This is a genomic window from Streptomyces liangshanensis (assembly GCF_011694815.1).
Lineage (GTDB): Bacteria > Actinomycetota > Actinomycetes > Streptomycetales > Streptomycetaceae > Streptomyces > Streptomyces liangshanensis.
In genome coordinates this window covers 7,515,055-7,533,115 of sequence record NZ_CP050177.1, presented here as the reverse complement: position 1 = coordinate 7,533,115, position 18,061 = coordinate 7,515,055, and the positions used below count along the sequence as shown (strand labels likewise).

General features: G+C 72.4%; 15 protein-coding genes. 9 read left to right on the top strand and 6 right to left on the bottom strand.

Annotated features, from left to right (window positions below; all coding sequences use genetic code 11):
• Positions 1-145: 145 nt before the first annotated feature.
• From HA039_RS32760 to HA039_RS32745, 4 genes are all read left to right on the top strand, one after another.
• On the top strand, positions 146-943 hold the full coding sequence (locus tag HA039_RS32760) for an endonuclease I family protein (protein WP_167035575.1): 798 nt from the start codon (positions 146-148) through the stop codon (positions 941-943).
• Positions 944-1,190: 247 nt separating this feature from the next.
• Positions 1,191-1,553: a DUF1304 domain-containing protein gene (locus tag HA039_RS32755; RefSeq protein WP_167035573.1), complete on the top strand. Its 363-nt coding sequence runs from the start codon at positions 1,191-1,193 to the stop codon at positions 1,551-1,553.
• Entirely contained in the window at positions 1,550-2,128 is a 579-nt protein-coding gene (locus HA039_RS32750; protein WP_167035571.1) for a TetR/AcrR family transcriptional regulator, read from the top strand. Before HA039_RS32755 ends, HA039_RS32750 begins: the two co-directional genes overlap by 4 nt.
• A 202-nt stretch (positions 2,129-2,330) precedes the next feature.
• Positions 2,331-3,794 (top strand): PP2C family protein-serine/threonine phosphatase, encoded by a 1,464-nt coding sequence (locus HA039_RS32745; protein WP_167035569.1) that lies wholly within the window; start codon positions 2,331-2,333, stop codon positions 3,792-3,794.
• Between the two features lie 59 nt (positions 3,795-3,853).
• Here the strand turns inward: HA039_RS32745 and HA039_RS32740 are convergent, their stop codons facing one another.
• Positions 3,854-5,368, bottom strand: a complete 1,515-nt coding sequence (locus HA039_RS32740) for a DNA-binding protein NsdB (RefSeq protein WP_167035567.1) — start codon at positions 5,366-5,368, stop codon at positions 3,854-3,856.
• A gap of 243 nt (positions 5,369-5,611) precedes the next feature.
• Between HA039_RS32740 and HA039_RS32735 the strand changes: the two genes are divergently transcribed.
• Positions 5,612-6,733: an aminoglycoside phosphotransferase family protein gene (locus HA039_RS32735; protein ID WP_167035565.1), complete on the top strand. Its 1,122-nt coding sequence runs from the start codon at positions 5,612-5,614 to the stop codon at positions 6,731-6,733.
• 269 nt (positions 6,734-7,002) lie between these two features.
• Entirely contained in the window at positions 7,003-8,991 is a 1,989-nt protein-coding gene (locus HA039_RS32730) for an N-acetylmuramoyl-L-alanine amidase (RefSeq protein ID WP_167035563.1), read from the top strand.
• A gap of 80 nt (positions 8,992-9,071) precedes the next feature.
• On the opposite strand, the gene HA039_RS32725 is transcribed toward HA039_RS32730, so the two are convergent.
• Complete coding sequence (locus tag HA039_RS32725) at positions 9,072-10,184, bottom strand: baeRF3 domain-containing protein (RefSeq protein WP_167035561.1); 1,113 nt, start codon at positions 10,182-10,184, stop codon at positions 9,072-9,074.
• Positions 10,185-10,339: 155 nt separating this feature from the next.
• Here HA039_RS32725 and HA039_RS32720 point away from each other — a divergent pair, with 155 nt between their 5' ends.
• Complete coding sequence (locus HA039_RS32720; RefSeq protein WP_167035559.1) at positions 10,340-11,299, top strand: LysR family transcriptional regulator; 960 nt, start codon at positions 10,340-10,342, stop codon at positions 11,297-11,299.
• Here HA039_RS32720 and HA039_RS32715 read toward each other — a convergent pair.
• The 3 genes from HA039_RS32715 to HA039_RS32705 all read right to left on the bottom strand — a co-directional run bounded on the left by HA039_RS32715 (position 11,189) and on the right by HA039_RS32705 (position 13,596).
• Positions 11,189-11,917 carry an alpha/beta fold hydrolase gene (locus HA039_RS32715; protein ID WP_167035557.1) on the bottom strand — a complete coding sequence of 243 codons (729 nt, stop codon included), beginning with the start codon at positions 11,915-11,917 and terminating at the stop codon, positions 11,189-11,191. The genes HA039_RS32720 and HA039_RS32715 overlap by 111 nt on opposite strands.
• Before the next feature lie 63 nt (positions 11,918-11,980).
• Complete coding sequence (locus tag HA039_RS32710; protein WP_167035555.1) at positions 11,981-12,853, bottom strand: alpha/beta fold hydrolase; 873 nt, start codon at positions 12,851-12,853, stop codon at positions 11,981-11,983.
• A gap of 26 nt (positions 12,854-12,879) precedes the next feature.
• Entirely contained in the window at positions 12,880-13,596 is a 717-nt protein-coding gene (locus HA039_RS32705) for an SDR family oxidoreductase (protein ID WP_167035553.1), read from the bottom strand.
• A 240-nt stretch (positions 13,597-13,836) separates the two neighbouring features.
• On the opposite strand from HA039_RS32705, the gene HA039_RS32700 reads away from it, so the two are divergent.
• The gene (locus HA039_RS32700) at positions 13,837-14,697 is read left to right on the top strand and encodes a DUF427 domain-containing protein (protein WP_167035550.1); all 861 of its coding nucleotides are present in this window, start codon (positions 13,837-13,839) and stop codon (positions 14,695-14,697) included.
• A 164-nt stretch (positions 14,698-14,861) separates the two neighbouring features.
• Positions 14,862-15,578, top strand: a complete 717-nt coding sequence (locus tag HA039_RS32695; RefSeq protein WP_167035549.1) for an SDR family oxidoreductase — start codon at positions 14,862-14,864, stop codon at positions 15,576-15,578.
• An 88-nt stretch (positions 15,579-15,666) separates the two neighbouring features.
• Here HA039_RS32695 and HA039_RS32690 read toward each other — a convergent pair whose 3' ends face one another.
• Positions 15,667-17,937 carry a glycoside hydrolase family 95 protein gene (locus HA039_RS32690; RefSeq protein ID WP_243869922.1) on the bottom strand — a complete coding sequence of 757 codons (2,271 nt, stop codon included), beginning with the start codon at positions 17,935-17,937 and terminating at the stop codon, positions 15,667-15,669.
• Positions 17,938-18,061: the final 124 nt, after the last annotated feature.

Sequence of the window (18,061 nt, the reverse complement as noted above, 5' to 3'; positions counted from 1 at the left end):
TGCACATGACCAACACGGCGCGTTCACTCCCGGTCCACGGATCCTGTGGAAGGCTCCCGCTGAACCGTTCCGCACGACCACCACAGTGCCCCTCCCGACCCTGTGACCCGTGCGCCGTGGTGGTCCCGCCCGAAGGGAAACCCCCATGGTTCGTCGCCGACACACCGCGAGACACGCGCTGCTGGCCCTCTGCGCCGTCACCGCGGTGCTCGCCACCACCACGGCCGCCGCGCCCGCCGCCACCCCGCGGGCCGCGCTCGACGACACGTACTACCAGAACGCGCTCGGCAAGAGCGGCCCGCAGCTCAGGACGGCACTGCACTCGATCATCAGGAACCAGACCAAGATCTCGTACGCGGCGGTGTGGGAGGCCCTCAAGGTCACCGACGAGGACCCGGCGAACAGGTCGAACGTCATCCTGCTCTACACCGGGAAGTCGCAGTCCAAGGCGAGCAACGGCGGCAACGCGGGCAACTGGAACCGCGAGCACGTCTGGGCCCAGTCCCACGGCGGCTTCGGCACCTCAGCGGGACCCGGCACGGACATCCACCACCTGCGGCCCAGCGAGGTCGGGGTGAACTCGACGCGGGGGAACAAGGACTTCGACCTGGGCGGCGGCGCGGTCGCGGGCGCGCCGGGCAACTACACGGACTCCGACTCCTTCGAGCCGCGCAACGCCGTGAAGGGCGACGTGGCCCGGATGATCCTCTACATGGCCGTGCGGTACGAGGGCGACGACGCGTGGGCCGACCTGGAGGCCAACGACCGGGTCAACAACGGCTCCACCCCCTTCATGGGGAAGCTGTCCGTGCTCAAGCGGTGGAACGAGCAGGATCCGCCAGACACGTTCGAGAAGCGGCGCAACGACGTCATATACACGTCGTACCAGCACAACCGGAACCCGTTCGTCGACCACCCCGAATGGGTGGAGTCCATCTGGTGAGCGCGGCGCGGCACCTCCGCGCCCGACCGGGGGCGGGCCAGACTGACCGCGTTAACTCCAAGCGCCCCCGACGGGGAATGCTGGCCGGGGCCTCCAGGGACGCGCTTCCCTGGAGGCCCCGGCTCGTTCACGGCCGTCCCCGCGCGTCCCGCCCGTAGGCGCCCACGCCCCCCGGCCAGGAGCACTCATGGACAGGTGTCTATACTTTCGGTACACCTGTTCAGAAACTCTCTCGGGGGATCCCGTCATGCAGACAGCCGCACACATCCTGGTCGGCCTCCTGGCCGCGCTCCACGTCTACATCCTGGTACTGGAGATGTTCCTGTGGGAGGGCGCGAAGGGCCGCGAGCTCTCCGGCTTCGACGCGGACATGGCCAAGGCGACGGCCCCGCTCGCCGCCAACCAGGGCCTCTACAACGGCTTCCTGGCCGCCGGGCTGATATGGGGACTGATCGTCTCCGACCCGACCGGCTTCCGGGTGCAGGTCTTCTTCACGATCTGCGTGACCGTCGCGGGCCTGTACGGCGGTCTCACCGCGAACCGGCGCATCCTCTTCGTCCAGGCGCTGCCCGGCGCGGTCGCCCTGGCCGTCGTCCTGGCGGCCGGATGACCGCCGGCCCGTCCGCCGACGCGGGCGACCCGCGGACCGCGAGAACACGCGCCCGGCTGCGGCAGGCGCTGCTCGACGCCTGCGCCGAGCAGCCCTTCGAGGAGATCGGGGTCGCCGCGCTGGCCCGCCGGGCGGGGCTCGGCCGGGCCACGTTCTACCTGCACTACCCGGACCTCCAGGCGCTGGCGGTCGACGCCTGCGCGGAGGTCGTACGGGACGCCGTGGACGCCCTGCACGCGTGGCGGGGCGCCCCCGACCCGCGGACGCCCCCACCCCCGCTCACCGCGTTCTTCGTCGGCCTGACCCCGCACGCGGCGCTCTACCGGACGCTGTTGCGGCCGGGGGGCGGCGGGCCGCTGGGCGAGCTGCTCCACCGCGAACTGCGCGAGCGCGCCAAGGCGGAGCGGGTGCTCGCCGGGGCGCCCGCCCCCGACCTGATCGCCTCCGCCGTCGCGGCGGCCTTCGCCGGGGTCCTGGCGGACTGGCTGCACGGCCTGGTCGAGGACACCCCGGAGGGCATCGCCACCCGGGTCTGGCGCCTGCTGGTGGCGCTCCACCGCATGCCGGTCGAATAGGGCCGGTCCGGCCCGCTCGTCCGACCGGACCGGACCGGTGACGGGCTGTCCGATCTCTCCCCATGTGCAGCCGCTGGCATATGCCGACCGCATGACCCCGCCGAGTGTGGCCAATCGCCCTACAGGCCCCCCGCGCCTGTGCGACAGTCTTAATGGTCCACCATCCGGACCAGGCAGTGCCGCCGCCCCATCGGAGTTCGAGATGCCGTCCCCTCTGTTCGCGGACCGTCCCGCCCCACAGCCTCCCGAGCGGGGCTCGGTCGACGCCCTGATCACGCAGACCCGCAGGTTGCGCGGAGACGTGGACGCCGTGCGCCGGGACGCCTCGGCCGAGGCGGACGACGACGACATCCTCCGGCGCTGGCAGCGCGCGCTCTGCGACCTGGCCGTGCACCAACTGGACGACCTCGGCGCCCACTTGGACCAGCTCAGGGCCGGCAGGCCGGACCTGACGGACGACCCGCACGGCACGGTCCCCGCCCAGGGGCGGAGCGCCGGTCCGCCCGCCCCCCGGCCCGCTCCGCTCACCGGCCGGGTCGGCAGCGCCGAGTGGAACCTCCTCACCGACGAGGTCACCTGGTCCGACGAGTTGTACGAGATCTTCGGGCGCCCGCAGGAGGCCGGCCCGTTGTCGCTCGACGAGCTGCCGTCCCTGCTGTTCCCCGAGGACCAGGCCCTGCTCACCGCGATGGTGACGGCCTGCCTGATCGACGGGCGGCCCATCGACGGGGAGTTCCGCGTCCTGACCGCCCAGGGCCGGGTCCGTACACTGCACATGATGGGCGAGCCGGTCCTCGACACCGGCGGCTGCACGGCCTCCATGTGGGCGGTCCTGCGCGACGTCAGCACCCTGCGCCGCAGCGAGCGGGTGTTGCGCGACACCCGGGACTCGGTGCACCGGCGCCAGCACCTCGCACAGACGGAACAGCGGCTGGTGGCCGAGTTGCAGCAGGCCGTACTCCCCACGCGGGGCGGCGCGTTGGAGCTGTCGCGCAGCGGGGCCGCCGCCCTGGACGTGGCCGCCCGGCATCTGGGCGGCGCGTCGGCGCCCACGGCCCGGGGCGACTGGTACGACGCCCTCGACCTTCCCGGCGGGGACACCCTGATGACGGTCGGGGACCTCACGGGACAGGGGGTGGCGGCCGCCTCCAACCTGGCGATGCTGCTCGGGGCCCTGCGCGGGATGGCGGTGGCGGGCATCGAGCCGGGCGCCCTCCTCGGACACCTCAACCAGCTCCTGGAGACCTCCCGGCAGCCCGCGCTCGGCAGCGCGCTCTGCGCCCGCTACCGGCCGGACACCGCCACCCTGGTGTGGGCGCAGGCGGCGAACCCCGCCCCGTTGCTGTTCCGCGACGGGACGGGGCGCGCGCTCACCCCGCCGGACGGCGTGCTGCTCGGCGCGACGACGGGAGCCGCGTACGAACAGGCCGACCTCCGCCTCCTCCCGGGTGACGTCCTGGTGCTGCACACCGACGGCGAGGGCCGTGCCGGTACGGAGGCACGGCAAAATCACCTCCTCGCGCTGGCGCCCCTGTTGACCCGGGCACGCACGGCGCGCGAGTGCGCGGAGACGATCGTCGCGCGGCTCGGCGGGGCCGGGGACACGGACGACGCCTGTGTGATGGTCGCCAGGTCCCGCGGACCGGAGGACCGGGTGGATTCCTGAGACGTGGCGGATTCCTGAGATGGCGGCGAACGCCTCACGCGTGAGCCGATCCGTAACGCCTACGCCGATCCGTAGGTCTTCCTGGCCGGGCCGAGGACGGACGGCCGGCCCGGGCCCTTCGGCATGGAGAGTTCGATCTCCTCCCGCAGATCCTGGACCTTCCCGTAGTCCGCGTACTGGCCGGTGAGCCGGTACATCTCGCGCAGCCGGTCCCAGGTGCGGAGGGAGGAGGTCTCCCTTATCGACACCAGGGCGAGCCGGGCGTACGTCGCGGCCTGCTCCGGGTCGTCCGCGATGAAGCAGGCGGAGGCCAGCGAGATGTGGTCGAAGATCTTCGACCGCTGCCGGCCGCCCACCCGCAGGTCCAGCGCCCTCCTGGCATGGCGCTGGGCGGTGGCCGCCGCCGAGGGTTCGTGGTCGGCGAGCGTACGGAAGGCCAGGGCCTCCATCCCGTGCAGGTCGGCCTCGTCGAACATCTGCATCCAGCTGGGCGGTTCCACGTCCCCCTTGTCCGAGACGAAGAGATCCTCCGCCTCGCCCAGGGTGCGGCGCATGGCCTGCCCGCGCCCGAGGGACGCCTGCGCCCACGCCTCGATGGTGTGCAGCATGGCGCGCGTACGGGGCAGAGCCTCCTCCCCCGACCCCGACCTGGCGAGCTTCATCAGGTCGAGGGCGTCGTCGGGCCGGCCCAGATGGATCATCTGGCGGGCGGCCCGGGAGAGGGCCTCGCCCGCGCGGGGCCGGTCGCCCCCCTCGCGGGCCGCGTGGGTGGCGATGACGAAGTACTTCTGGGCGGTGGGTTCGAGGCCGACGTCGTGGGACATCCAGCCCGCGAGGACGGCGAGGTTGGCGGCGACGCCCCACAGGCGCCGCTGGAGATGGTCGGGGTGACGGTAGGCGAGCATGCCGCCCACCTCGTTGAGCTGGCCCACCACGGCCTTGCGCTGTAGTCCGCCGCCCCGGGAGGCGTCCCACGCGCGGAACACCTCGACGGAACGCTCCAGCGCCTCGATCTCCTGCGACCCGATGGGGGCGGCCTCGTAGCGGTCGAACCCAGCGGGGTCGGCGTGCAGGGGAGCGTTGAGCCGGGGGGCGTCGGACGAGAGGACGGGGTCGTGATGCAGCCAGTCGTGCATGGCACTGCTGAGTGCGGAGCCGGCGGCGAGCGCGGCGCCCGCGCCCACCAGGCCGCGTCGGTTGAGCATGAGGTCCATTCCCGTGAATTCGGTGAGGACCGCCGCCGTCCGTTCGGGCGCCCACGGCAGGCCGTCGGGGTTGTCCGCACTCCCGGCTTCCTGTCGTTTCCCCGCGCGCCCGGACCGGTCGAAGCCGAGGTCCTCGATGGTCACGACACGACCGAGCCGCTCGGTGAACAGCGCTGCCAGCACTCTCGGCACCGGATCGCGCGGAGTCTCCCCCATGTCGATCCAGCGCCGCACGCGCGAGGTGTCCGTGGCCAGTTGGGGGTGGCCCATGGCCGCCGCCTGCCGGTTCACCAGTCTCGCGAGTTCGCCCTTGGACCAGCCGGCCAGGCCGAACAGATCCGACAGACGGGTGTTGGGTTCGCCGCTCACGTCAAGCCCCCAGGTTCTCGGCTGACTTCGACACTAGCCCTTGTCGGGTGCCAGCAGACGCCCCGTGACTATTCGCCAGGGTTCGCCAGGGTGCGCCAGATGGTGTGCCACCCGCGCGCCGGTGTCGGGTAGGAACGCGCCACCCCGGCCCGGCAGCCGGACGTACTCCCCAGGGTGCGGACCGGCCGCCGGGACGGGAGGCGCGTGTCAATCCGTCGGTACACGAAGGGATCTGTCTCGCCCATGTACACAGCATCGTCCTCCGTGTCCGCCCCGCCCCGGTCGACGCGTACGGTCGCGCCCGGCAGCGGACCGTACCTCGATCCCACGAACGCTCCCCGGCGCTGGGCCGGGGCGGTCAAACAACCGCTCAGCGGGAGACTCGACTTGTCCGGCCCCCAGGGCGCGCAGCTGCGGATGGCGATCGCCTCGGTGCACCGCATCTGTCCGGAGTTCAATCCGGTGCAGGTCCTGCGCCGCAGCGGGCGTTCCGTCCTCCTCGTCGGTTCCACCGGGCGCACCACGGCGGTCGCCAAGTGCCTGCTGGACCACTCCCCCGTCTGGACGGAACGGTTCCGCCACGAAATAGCCGCATACCGCGCGTTCGTGCGGCACCGGCCGCCGGTACGCGTGCCCCGCCTCATCGCCGCGGACCCCGACAACTGCACGCTGGTGGTCGAGCGGATGCCCGGCCGCGCGGCGGCGCTGGCCCGCCACCCCGTGGAGGCCCCGCCCCGCGCCGACGTGCGGGCCGCGCTCGGCGCGATCGCCCGCCTCAACACCTGGCGGCCGCCGGCCGGGATGTTCGACGCCCCCCTCGACTACGCCGCGCGTATCGCCCGCTACCACGAGCTGGGCCTGTTCACCGACCGGGACCTGGGTGACCTCCAGAAGCTGCTGCACGGCCTGGCGGCCGGCCGGCAGGGCGCGGGCCAGTTCTGCCACGGCGACGCGCTGCTCTCCAACATCCTGCTGTCCCCGGCGGGCCCGGTGCTCGTCGACTGGGAGCACGCCGGGTGGTACCTGCCCGGGTACGACCTCGCGACGCTGTGGTCGGTGCTCGGGGACGCCCCGGTGGCGCGCCGGCAGATCAGCCAGCTCGCCCAGGCCCCGGGCCCCGCGGCCAGGGACGCCTTCCTCGTCAACCTGATGCTCGTCCTGACCCGGGAGATCCGGATGTACGAGACGGCCGTGCAGCGCGCCATGCGGGACACGCAGCCCCCCGCCCCGGGCGCCGCGCCCGCCGCGTCCTGCGCGCAGAGCGGCCTGCCGACCGGCGAGGAGCAGCGGTTGCTGCTCCGGCGCCTGCACGACGACTGCGCGATGGCCCGCCGGGCCGTGCGCGCGGCGGTCGGGACCCGCTGACGCGGGGAGGACCGAAGAGCCGCACCGCCGCGCGCCCCGTACCGACAGACGGGGCGCGCGGCGGTGTTCCGGTGTCCGCGTCCCCTCATTGGTTCACTCCACTGACGCGCCGCAGGCCCGGGGGCCACCGCCGCGAAACCTCACGACACGCGAGCTGACGTGCGAAATCCTTGTCGTGGCGCCTGATTGACGGATCGTCCGGAAGCCGGTACCCCTGGAGCGGACCAGACCTGAGGCATCTCGCGCACCACCCGTCACTGGAGGCCGCATTGCCCCGTTCCCTCTCCCCACGACCGAGGAACGTACGCGGACGCACACTCGGGGCGGGCGGTGTCCTGGCGGCGGCCGCGCTCCTCCTGCCGCTGGTGTCGGCCGCTCCCTCCGCCACCGCGGAACGGCCCGGTCCCGGCACGTTGCAGTCGCAGTTCGAGGCCGCCGCCGCGCGGTACGACGTGCCGGGGAGCGTGCTCCTCGGTGTCGCGTACCTCCAGTCCCGCTGGGACACGCACAGCGGCGCGCCGAGTGTCACCGGCGGCTACGGGCCGATGCACCTGACCGACGCGCGGACCGCGCTCGCGGACGCGCCGCACCACTCCGACGGTACGGAGGACGCGCGCGGCGACTCGGCGCGCCCGGTCAAGGAGGCCGGCCCGCGCCACGCGGCCGCCGTGCCGAAGGCGTCGGAGCTGCCCGCGTCGCTGCGCACCCTGGACCGGGCGGCGCGGCTGACCGGGCGGTCCGCGAAGGACCTGCGGGAGAACCCCGCCGCGAACATCGAGGGGGGCGCGGCGCTGCTGGCCGCCGCCCAGCGCGAGCTGGGCGAGCCGCTCGGCGGCGACCCGGGCGACTGGTACGGCGCGGTCGCGCGGTTCTCGGGGGCCGACGACTCGGCGACCGCCGCGACGTACGCGAACGACGTGTTCGCGGTGATCAGGGACGGCGAGGGCCGCACCACGGACAACGGGCAGCGGGTGGCGCTGCGCGCGGTTCCCTCGGTGGCGCCCGACACGTCCCAGGTGTCGGCGCTCGGGCTGCGCAGGATCGGCGCGGCGGGGACGGAGTGCCCGCGCACGGTCGCCTGCGAGTGGATCCCGGCGCCGTACGAGCAGTTCGGCGAGGGGGACTACGGCAACCACGACCTGGCCGACCGGCCGGTCTCGCACACGATCGACTCGATCGTCGTCCACGACACCGAGGGCTCCTGGGACACCACGCTGAAGCTGGTGCAGGACCCGACGTACGTCTCCTGGCACTACACGCTGCGCTCGTCGGACGGGCACATCGCCCAGCACGTCCCGCTGAAGGACGTGGCCTGGCACGCGGGCAACTGGTACACGAACGCGAAGTCCGTGGGCCTGGAGCACGAGGGCTTCCTGGTCGCGCCGGACGCCTGGTACACGGAGGCGATGTACCGGACGTCGGCGCGGCTGGTGGCGTACCTGGCGAAGAAGTACGACATCCCGCTCGACCGGCAGCACATCCTGGGGCACGACACCGTTCCCGGGCCGACGGCCGCGACGGTCCCGGGGATGCACACGGATCCCGGTCCTTACTGGGACTGGGCGCACTACTTCGAGCTGCTGGGGAAGCCGTTCAGGGCGACGGCGGGCGCGGACGCCGGGGTGGTGACGATCCGCCCGGACTTCGCCGCGAACAAGCCGTCGTACACGGGGTGCGTGACGGCCGGCGACGCGTGCGCGCCGCACGGGTCGGGCGCGGTACGGCTGCACACGGCGCCGGACGCGAACGCGCCGCTGGTCAAGGACATCGGGCTGCGGCCCGGCGGCCAGGACTCGACGACCGGGGTGAACGACATCGGCGCGCGGGCCTCGACGGGCCAGCAGTTCGCGGTCGCGGGGCGCCAGGGCGACTGGACGGCGGTCTGGTACCTCGGGCAGAAGGCGTGGTTCGAGAATCCCCGCAGGCAGCCGACGGCGGTGGGGGCCAAGGCGTCGGTGCTGACGCCGAAGGACGGTCTCGCGGAGGTGCCGGTGTACGGGCGCGCCTACCCGGAGGCGTCCGCGTATCCGGCGGGGGTGCCCGTACAGGCCGTGTCCCCGCTGACGTACAAGCTGCTCGCCGGGCAGCGGTACGTGGTCGGTGACAAGGTCCCGGGCGAGTACCTGTACGCGACGACCTTCGACACCGCGGGGCACCGGGTGGTGCGGGGCAAGGAGCAGTACTACGAGATCCAGTTCGGGCACCGGATCGCCTATGTGAAGGCGTCGGACGTCACCGTACGATCGTCGGGGCACTGACACTGACCGCCGCACCATGAACGCCGGGCGCCGTCAGCCTGTGGGGGTCGGACGGCGCCCGGTCTCCCCTGTCCCGCGCGTCAGTAGCGCAGGACGGCGGCGATCCGTTCCTGCCCGGCGAGCGCGTCGTCCGGCAGGAACACCACCTCGGCGCCCCCGTCCAGGGCGGACTCGACCAGTTCGTCGACGATGTCGTCCTGGACGCGGACGCCCGGGCCCTGCCCGTCGCGGCCCTCGACCGGGACCAGGTGTCCTTCGCTGATCCGGACGGACTGGCGGTAGTGGTCCTCCACCGCGATCACCTCGGCGCGCCTCTCGCGCACCGACTCCCAGACCTCGTCGAGGCCGGCGGCGAACGCCCTGCGGCCCTTGGCGGCGTCGAGCTTGTCGAACAGTTCGCGCTGCTCCCGCCGGTCGTGCGCGTCCCGCACCGGCCCGATCTCCCGGCGCAGGACCGACGCGGGCCCCTCGGCCAGGCCGCCCTTGACCAGCCGGCCGGCCGCGCCGTGCGTGGCGCTGCCCGCGTCCTCCAGCAGGGCGAGGGCGGGCGCGAGGCCGACGACGTACAGCGGCCGGGGATGCCGTGCCAGCACCGACGCCGTGGCCCGGTCGACCGACCGCAGGAACTGCCGGGTCTCCTCGTCGCGGAAGGCGCCCGGGTCGCCGACGCGCTCCTCGCGTTCGGGGTCCCAGGTGTCCCGCGGCGGGCTCATCGGGAATCCGTCGTCGTGGCGCTCGTCCAGGGTGTCGCCCGACCCGTCCCAGAGGGTCGCGCGGTCGGCCGCGACGCTCAGCACCCAGTACGGGCGCGACTGGGCGGTGGCGGCCACCAGGTTGCGGGTGAGGTACGTGTCGCTGACGACGACCTGCTCGGGGACCTCGCGGGGCAGGTACCAGATCCGGTAGTCGAGGGTGTCGGCGAGGATCAGCAGCCCGTCGAGCGTCCGCCGCAGGTCCACCTCGGCGACGGCCCGGCCGATCCGGCTCTTGACGGCGGTCCTGGCCGCCCGGTCGAGGCCCGGTTCCTCCTCCAGCCGGCGCCATGCCTCGGCGAGGAGATTGCGCAGCCGTACCGTGTCCTGGTCGTGGTAGGGGTCACGGCGGTGCGTGGGCATCGTGAGGGACACCGCGGGATAGGGGCGGGGAGTGCGCAGTTCCCGCAGGACGTCGGGCGTCAGAGCGTTGTGGTCCATGCTGTCCCTTCGCTCGGTGAAGGTCCGGCAGCGGCGGACGGCCGGCCGCCGCGCGGCCCCCGTACGTCCCTCCATCTTGCGCGCCGGGGCGGTGTTTCGCAGGTCGGTCGCGGGGCCCGCGCCGCCGGGCCCCGCGCCGTGGCTACATTGACCGGATGGCAACTTTGCGCGCGCTCGAGTGTCTGGTCGCACTGGTCGACGAGGGGTCCGTGACCAGGGCCGCGGCGGCCCTCCACCTGTCGCAGCCGGCGCTGTCCCATCAGATCGCGGCCCTGGAGCGGGAACTCGACACGCCGGTGGTGGAGCGGTTGTCCCGGGGGGTACGGGTCACCGCGGCCGGACGGGCCGCCGCGGTCGACGCGCGCATCGCGCTGAAGGCGGCCGAGCGCGCCGTGGAGGCCGGGCGGGACGTGGCGGCGGGACGGGCGGGCCGGATCCGGCTGGCGTGCGCCGAGACGATGACCGTCTGGCTGCTGGTCTCGCTGCTGCGGCGCTGGCGGTCGCTGCGCCCCGAGGTGCGGATCGACCTCATGGAGTTCACCAGCTCCGACGCGATGGTGGAGATCCTGATGGCCGGGGAGGCGGACCTCGTCGTGGGTCCCGAGCCCACCGGGACCACCGCGCACGTCGAGCGCCTGGGGGACGAGGAGATGCTCGTGGTGTGCCCCGACGGCCATCGCCTCGCCGGCCGGTCCTCGGTCCGCGTGGAGGAGCTGGTCGGCGAGCCGTTCGTCCACTACACCAGTGACAACGGCAACGCGGCCTGGGTCGACCGGTTCGTCTCCTCCCATCAGGTCGCGCTCAGTCCCGTGCTGCGGACGCGCAGTCCCCGTACCGCGGCGCAGCTCGCCGGGGCGGGGATGGGCCTGACGATCGTGCCCGCGTCCGCCCTCGCCGTACGGCCGGCGGGCGTGGTGCTGGGCTTCGACCCGCCGGTCCGCCGCGCGGTGGTCGCGATCACGACCGTTCCCTCGGACTCCCTGGTCGCCCTCTTCCTGGCGGATCTACGGGACCAGGGCCTGCCGGTCCGGGCCGAGGGCGCGGACGGCTTCGAGGATCAGCTCGGTGACGGCTCCGGGGGCGGTGACGAGGGGGGCGTGGTCGGTGGGCCCTGACCGCACGTGGGCGTTCATCCGCCCGGCCATGAAACGCTGGGTGCCGGCGGGGATCATGCGGTCCCGTTCGGCGACGAAGTACCAGCTCGGCCGGTCCCTCCAGAGCGGCCTTCCCACGGGGGAGGCGATGCAGGCGCCCGCGATCGGCCTCTGGACGGAGGCGAGCAGGTCCCGTTCCTCGTCGGTGGCGTCCTGGGCGAAGGCGTCGGGGAACGCGGCGTCGGGCAGCCATATGTAGCCGTCGTCGTCCGGGGCCAGCTCCGGCGCCCGCGGGTGCGGCTGGTCCCGGTAGTAGACGTCGGCCACGGTCTCGCCCTCGTCGGGGGCGAGCGCGGCGACGTACACGAGTCCCGCCACCCGCTCGTTCCGGGTCGCCCCGATCACGGCCCCGGCGTAGGCGTGGCCGACCAGGACGACGGGGCCCTCGGTACGGTCTAGGGTCCGTTCCAGTGCGGCGAGGTCGTCCTGCGGCGAGGAGAGCGGGAGGGCGGCGGCCCGGACGCGGACGCCGTGCGACCGCAGGCGGGTGATCACCTTGCTCCAGCTCGACCCGTCCGCCCAGGCGCCGTGGGCGAGGATCACGGACGCGTGGACGTCGGCCGTGGAAGTCTGGCTCATCTCTTCAACTTTCGTGCGTGGGTGCGGTGGTGTGCGCGGGTGCGGTGACACGCGGGAGTGCTGTCACGGCTTGGGGTCGACCTCGTCGAGGAAGGAGCGGATGAGCCCGGCGGCCTCCTCCCCGTGGCTCTCCAGCAGGAAGTGCCCGCCGTCGAGCAGGTGGATCCGGGCGTCGGGGAGGTCCGCCAGGAACGCCTCCGCCCCCGCGGGGCCGAAGATCGGGTCGTTCCTGCCCCAGACCGCGAGGAGCGGCGGCCGGTGCTCGCGAAAGTACGTGTGAACGCGCGGGTAGAGCGGCGAGTTGGTGGCGTAGTCGCGGAACAGGGCGAGCTGGACGAGGTCGTTGCCGGGGCGGGAGACCAGGGCGTGGTCGTGGTGCCAGGTGTCGGGGCTGACGACCGACTCGTCGGCGACCCCCGTGACGTACTGCCACTTGATGAGGTCGAGGGTGAGGGCCCCGCGGATCGCCGCCTCGGTCTCCGGGGTCTGCTCGCGCTGGTAGTCCCACACGGTCTTCCAGAAGCCCTCGACGAAGCCGCTGTCGTAGGCGTTGCCGCTCTGCGTGACGATCGCGGTGACCGCGTCGGGATCGGCGAGGGCCAGGCGCCATCCGACGGGAGCGCCGTAGTCCTGGACGTAGAGCGCGTAGCGGGTGAGGCCGAGGTGGCCGAGGAGCCCCCGGGTGAGGGCGGTCAGCGCGTCGAAGGTGTAGTCGAAGCGGTCGGCGGCCGGTGCGTCGGACAGGCCGAAGCCGAGGTGGTCCGGGGCGACCACGTGGTAGCGGTCGGCCAGCCTCGGGATCAGCTCGCGGAACATGAACGAGCTGGTCGGGAAGCCGTGCAGGAGGACGAGCGCGGGGGCGTCGGGGGGTCCAGCCTCCCGGTAGAAGATCCGCTGCCCCTGGACGGTGGCGTAGCGATGGTGCACCACGTTCATGATCGGTCCCTTCACGGAGAGCCGCGTCAGGTGAGGGGTTCTCCGCCGTCGACGCGGAGAGTCACCCCTGTCAGCGAGGCGTTTGTCATGGCGAGAAGCACGGCGGCGGAGATGTCCTCCACCGTGCCGATGCGGCGGGCGGGATTCCTCGTACGAAGCTGCTCGAAATAGGCCTTCTTCTCCGCGTCGCCCAAGGCGTCCCAGATGCCGGTGTCGATCACACCGGGCGAGATGGCGTTGACCCGGACGGGACCCATCTCCAGGGCGAGGGAGCGGGTGAGGAAGTCGACCGCGCCGTTGGTGGCGGCGACGCCGAGATAGCCGGCCACCGGCTTGAAGGCGGCCACACCCGAGAACAGGGTGAACGAACCCCCTGGTGCGAAGCGTCCGGAGAAGTGCTGGGCGAGCATGATCGGTCCGACGACCTTGGTGTCGAACGAACGCAGGACCGCCGCGCGGTCCAACTCCGCCAGGTGGCCGCGGGCGCGGGCCGAGGCGGTCGACACCAGGTGGTCGACCTCACCGAGCCGCTCCGCGAGCGCCGCGATGCTGGTGTCGTCGTTGAGGTCGACCTCCTCGGCCTCGATGCCGGGATCGTCGTACGCACCGCGCAGTTTCTCCCGGCTCCGGCCCGCGACCACGACGTTCGCCCCCTCCGCCCGCGCGGCGAGGACGACGGCCCTGGCGATTCCGCTTCCACGGCCGACGACCAGAACGGTCCGGCCTTTCAACGAGAGAGCCATGATTTCCTCCCTTGCGCATCTCTGCCCATGCTAACGAGCCGATTCACGGACCGACCGTCCTGGACCATGCGTTTTCCGGAGGGTGATCAGAGGTTTCCCGAATGAGTTCCCCTTACGTATACGCGGACCTCCGCGAGACCTATCATGGAAGGTCAGGGACATCTGGCCGTATTCATCCGCACATCCGAACGGAATGCCCCGGACAAAAGCCGAAGGATCAGAACGGAAGAGGGAATCGTCATGGGTCTGGCATGGCAGCAAGGGCCTCTCGCACCGCACTCGATCGGCAGGTTCCTCACTCCCGACCCCCTGCCCGAGAGGCTCCTGTTCGCGGAGCGTCTCCGCCGCAGGATGCGGGTCCGGTTCGCCGGTGAGTGGATCGCCGAGTCCGAGGACGTGGTCCTCCTGCACGAACCGGGCAGGTATCCGGTGGCGTACTTCCCGCTCGGTGACGTGGGGACCGGTGTCCTCGAACCGACCGAACCGACCACCCACCACCGCGAACTGGGCACGACCGCCTGGTACCGGGTCCACGGAAGGGACCGGAAGACAGCGCGGGCGGCCTGGCGGCACACGGAACTCCCGGACCACGCGAAGGAGTTCGAGGGCCGGGTGGCCTTCGCCTGGCGGGCCATGGACGCCTTCTACGAGGAGGACGAGCGGATCCTCGGCCACGCGGCCGACGCGTATCACCGCATCGACATCCGCGACTCCTCACGGACGCTCGAAGTCCACGACGGCGACCGCGTGGTGGCGAGCACCCGGCGGCCCGTCGTGCTGTACGAGTCCGGCTTCGCGCCGCGCTGGTACGTCCGCCGGGACGACATCGACGAGGAGGCGCTCATCCCCGTCGAGGGCCAGACGTTCTGCCCGTACAAGGGCCTCGCGGACTACTACGAGATCGGCGGCATCCAGGGCGCCGCCTGGTCGTACCGCCACGCCTACCCCGAGGTGAGCCGCGTCGACGATCTCGTCTCCTTCGAGCCGGACAAGGTCGCGGTCCACCTGGACGGGGTCCGCCTGGAACTGGAGCCGGGCCAGACGGTGATTCCGCACGGCGCCGACCGCGGCCTCGACGTCGACGAGGTCGAGAAGCCGTGACTCGGCGAGTCCGCGACTCGGCGACTCCGTGAATCCGCGAATTCACCGGCCCGCGGCGGTATTCGCGCTGCCTTTGCCGACCCACGAAAAGACGCATCATTCCCGGCGCCAATCCGAGGACGGGCGGAACTAGCCTCGGACCTACAGGGAATTGGGAGGCAGCGATGAAATCAACACTTCAGGACAAGACGGTACTGGTGGTCGGCCGGGGCAGCGGGATCGCCCGGGCGGTGACGCTGGCGGCCCGGGAAGCCGGCGCGCGGGTCGTGGTCGCCGGACGTGACGAGGAGAGCCTCGCCAAGGCGTACAACGACCCGGGGATCACCCCCGAGAGGGTGGACCTGACGGACGAGCGGTCGATCGCCGCGCTGGCTGAGCGGCTCGGAGAGGTCGACCACGTCGTGTCGACGGCCTCGGCCCGGGCGCGCGGCACCATCGACGCGCTCTCCCCGGAGATCCTGCGGCTCTCCTTCGAGACGAAGGCGATCGGGCCGATCATCCTCGCCAAGCACTTCCGGAACCGGATCCGCGAGGGCGGCTCCCTCACCCTGTTCTCGGGCTCCTCGGCGATCAAGCCCGTACCGGGCATGCTGGCCGTCGCCGCCACGAACGGCGCGGCCGACACCATCGCCAGGGCGCTGGCCGTGGAACTGGCTCCCGTGCGGGTCAACGCCATCTCCCCCGGGACCGTCGACACCGGGGCGTACGACGCCTTGGGCGACGCGAAGAAGGCGGCGCTGTTCGCGGCGAGGAAGGAGCACAACCCGGCGCGGCGCCTCGGGACGGCCGAGGACATCGCGGACGCCGTCGTGTTCGCGATGACCAACACGTTCCTGACGGGGGTCTCCCTGGCGGTCGACGGAGGCGAACCACTCGTCTGACGCCGGGGCCGGTGCGGCGGACGCCGGACAGCGGAACACCCGCGGGAAGGCCCCGCCCGCGACGATCCGCGGGCGGGGCCTCGGGGCGTCAGGCGTGGAAGACGTACGTCCTGCCCGCCGTCGCCCGGAAGCGACGCTCCCCGCCCGGCAGCAGGGTGCTGCGTACGGTCAGGTCGCCCGTGCGGTGCGCGCGCAGGGTGACGCGGGTGGCGCGGCCGCCGGCCCAGACGAGATCCAGCGTGGCGCCGCCCCGGGCCCGCAGGCCGGTGACGCTGCCGTCCGGCCAGGACGCGGGGAGGGCCGGCAGGATCTCGATCGGCCCGTGCTGGCTCTGGACGAGCATCTCGGCGATCCCCGACGTGGCACCGAAGTTGCCGTCGATCTGGAACGGCGGGTGGGTGTCCCACAGGTTCGGCAGCGTCGAGGACTTGAGCTGCTCGGAGAGCATCTTGTGCGCGTGGTCCCCGTCGCGCAGGCGCGCCCAGAAGTTGATCTTCCAGGCCTTGGACCAGCCGGTGCCGCCGTCGCCGCGCGCGGTCAGCGAGACCTTGGCGGCGTCGGCCCACTCGCTGCCCGCCTGGATCTGCCGGCCGGGGTGCAGGGCGAAGAGGTGCGAGACGTGCCGGTGGTCGTTGGTCGGGCTGTCCAGGTCCGCCTTCCACTCCTGGAGCTGTCCCCAGGACCCGACGCGCAGCCCGGGGTCGAGCTCGGCGAGCGTGTCCTGGAGCCGGGCGCGGAAGGCGGGGGCGTCGCCGAGGGTCCTGGCGGCCTCCAGCGTGTTGGTGAGCAGGTCGTGGACGATCTGCTGCGACATGGCGGCGCCCGCCGTGAAGTCGCCCTGCTCCGGGGAGTAGCTGGGGGTGACGACAAGTGTGCCGTCCCTGGGGTCGGTACGGAGGTTGGCGAGCCAGAACTCCGCCGCCTCCTTCATCACCGGGTAGGCGGTGGTGCGCAGGTAGTCGGTGGAGCCGTTGAAGCGGTAGTGGTCGTAGAGCTGCTGCGTGAGCCAGGCGGCGGCCTCCGGGAACCAGAAGGAGGTGGCCCAGTTGTGGACGCCGGTGAAGCCGTACGGGTTGGTCTCGTTCTGCACCACCCAGCCGCCGGAGCCGAAGATCTCCTGGGCGCTGCGGCGGCCGGGGGCGCGCATGGCCTCGACATAGCGGTCGTAGGGGGCGGTGGTCTCGGCGAGGTTGGTGACCTCGGCAAGCCAGTAGTTCATCTGGAGGTTGATGTTGACGTGGTAGTCAGCCGACCAGGGCGGGTCGGTGACGTTGTTCCACACGCCCTGGAGGTTCGCGGGCAGCGAGCCGGCGCGGGAGGAGGCGATGAGCAGGTAGCGCCCGTACTGGAAGAAGAGCGCTTCGAGTGCCTTGTCGGCGGGGGTCGTCCCGCCGGTGTAGCCGGTCAGCAGCCGGTCGGTGGGCAGGTCGGGGAGCTGCTGGCCGATGTCGAGCCGGACCCGGTCGAACAGGGCGCGGTGGTCGGCGACATGGCGCTCGCGCAGGTCGGTGTACGAGCGGCGGGCCGCCGCGTCGACGGAGCCGGTGACGGCGGCGTGCGGGTCCCTGCCCCGGTAGGCCGGGTAGGTGTCGGCGTAGTCGGTGCCGGCGGCCAGGACGAACCAGGCCCGGTTCGCGCCGGTGACGGTGAGCGTGCCGTCGGTCCCGGCGCGGACGCTGCCGCCCTCGGTCCGTACGCGGATCTGGGCCTCGAAGCGCAGCCCGTTGTCCCGCAGCGCGCCCCTGACGGTCAGGCGGTCGCCGCTCGCGGTGGCGGTGAAGTCCTGGCGGGGCGAGGTGTAGCGCAGGGTGAAGGCGACCTTGCCCGGCTGGTCGGCGCCGAACCGGCCGGCGATGACCTTGCCGGGGTAGGAGGCGAAGAACTCCCGTGTGTACGCGACGCCTTGGTGCGTGTACGAGACGGCGGCCAGCGCGGTGGAGAGGTCGAGCGAGCGCCGGTACGAGGCGTCGGGGGCGGTGGGGGCGCCGGGCACGGCGAACTCGAGGTCGCCGAAGACCTGGTAGGAGCCGAAGCCGTGTTTGGGCTGGCCCAGTTCGGCGACGACGGCTTCGGGGGTGAGCCGGCCCTCGGTGTCCAGACGCTGCTGGACGGAGGCGAGGACGCCGGGCCTGGGCGTGGTCCAGTTGCCGTGGTCGTAGCCGCCGGCCGCGCCGGGCCCGCCGGTCCACAGGGTCTTCTCGTTGAACGTGAGCCGCTCGGTGGCGAGTGTGCCGAACACACTCGCGCCGAGGGCTCCGCTGCCGATGGGCAGGGATTCCCGCTCCCAGTTGGTGGCGGGGGTCTGGTACCAGAGCGTCAAATCATCGGAGGGGTCGGCGGCGGCGGCTGTTCCGGCCATGGCCGGAACTCCCAGTGCCAGCGCGCCTGTTGCACCCAGTGCGGACTTGATGGTGGTTCTACGGCTCATCCCTGGAGTCATGGCCAGCACGGTAAAAGTCCGATGACTGATTTGGCAATAGACA

Bases quoted from the DNA above. Each gene is read 5' to 3' on its own strand.
- HA039_RS32735 (WP_167035565.1), top strand. From the start codon at position 5,612: ATGTACACAGCATCGTCCTCCGTGTCCGCCCCGCCCCGGTCGACGCGT.
- HA039_RS32705 (WP_167035553.1), bottom strand. From the start codon at position 13,596: ATGGCTCTCTCGTTGAAAGGCCGGACCGTTCTGGTCGTCGGCCGTGGA.
- HA039_RS32760 (WP_167035575.1), top strand. From the start codon at position 146: ATGGTTCGTCGCCGACACACCGCGAGACACGCGCTGCTGGCCCTCTGC.
- HA039_RS32725 (WP_167035561.1), bottom strand. From the start codon at position 10,184: ATGGACCACAACGCTCTGACGCCCGACGTCCTGCGGGAACTGCGCACT.
- HA039_RS32720 (WP_167035559.1), top strand. From the start codon at position 10,340: ATGGCAACTTTGCGCGCGCTCGAGTGTCTGGTCGCACTGGTCGACGAG.
- HA039_RS32710 (WP_167035555.1), bottom strand. From the start codon at position 12,853: ATGAACGTGGTGCACCATCGCTACGCCACCGTCCAGGGGCAGCGGATC.
- HA039_RS32695 (WP_167035549.1), top strand. From the start codon at position 14,862: ATGAAATCAACACTTCAGGACAAGACGGTACTGGTGGTCGGCCGGGGC.
- HA039_RS32750 (WP_167035571.1), top strand. From the start codon at position 1,550: ATGACCGCCGGCCCGTCCGCCGACGCGGGCGACCCGCGGACCGCGAGA.
- HA039_RS32700 (WP_167035550.1), top strand. From the start codon at position 13,837: ATGGGTCTGGCATGGCAGCAAGGGCCTCTCGCACCGCACTCGATCGGC.
- HA039_RS32690 (WP_243869922.1), bottom strand. From the start codon at position 17,937: ATGGCCGGAACAGCCGCCGCCGCCGACCCCTCCGATGATTTGACGCTC.
- HA039_RS32755 (WP_167035573.1), top strand. From the start codon at position 1,191: ATGCAGACAGCCGCACACATCCTGGTCGGCCTCCTGGCCGCGCTCCAC.
- HA039_RS32715 (WP_167035557.1), bottom strand. From the start codon at position 11,917: ATGAGCCAGACTTCCACGGCCGACGTCCACGCGTCCGTGATCCTCGCC.
- HA039_RS32745 (WP_167035569.1), top strand. From the start codon at position 2,331: ATGCCGTCCCCTCTGTTCGCGGACCGTCCCGCCCCACAGCCTCCCGAG.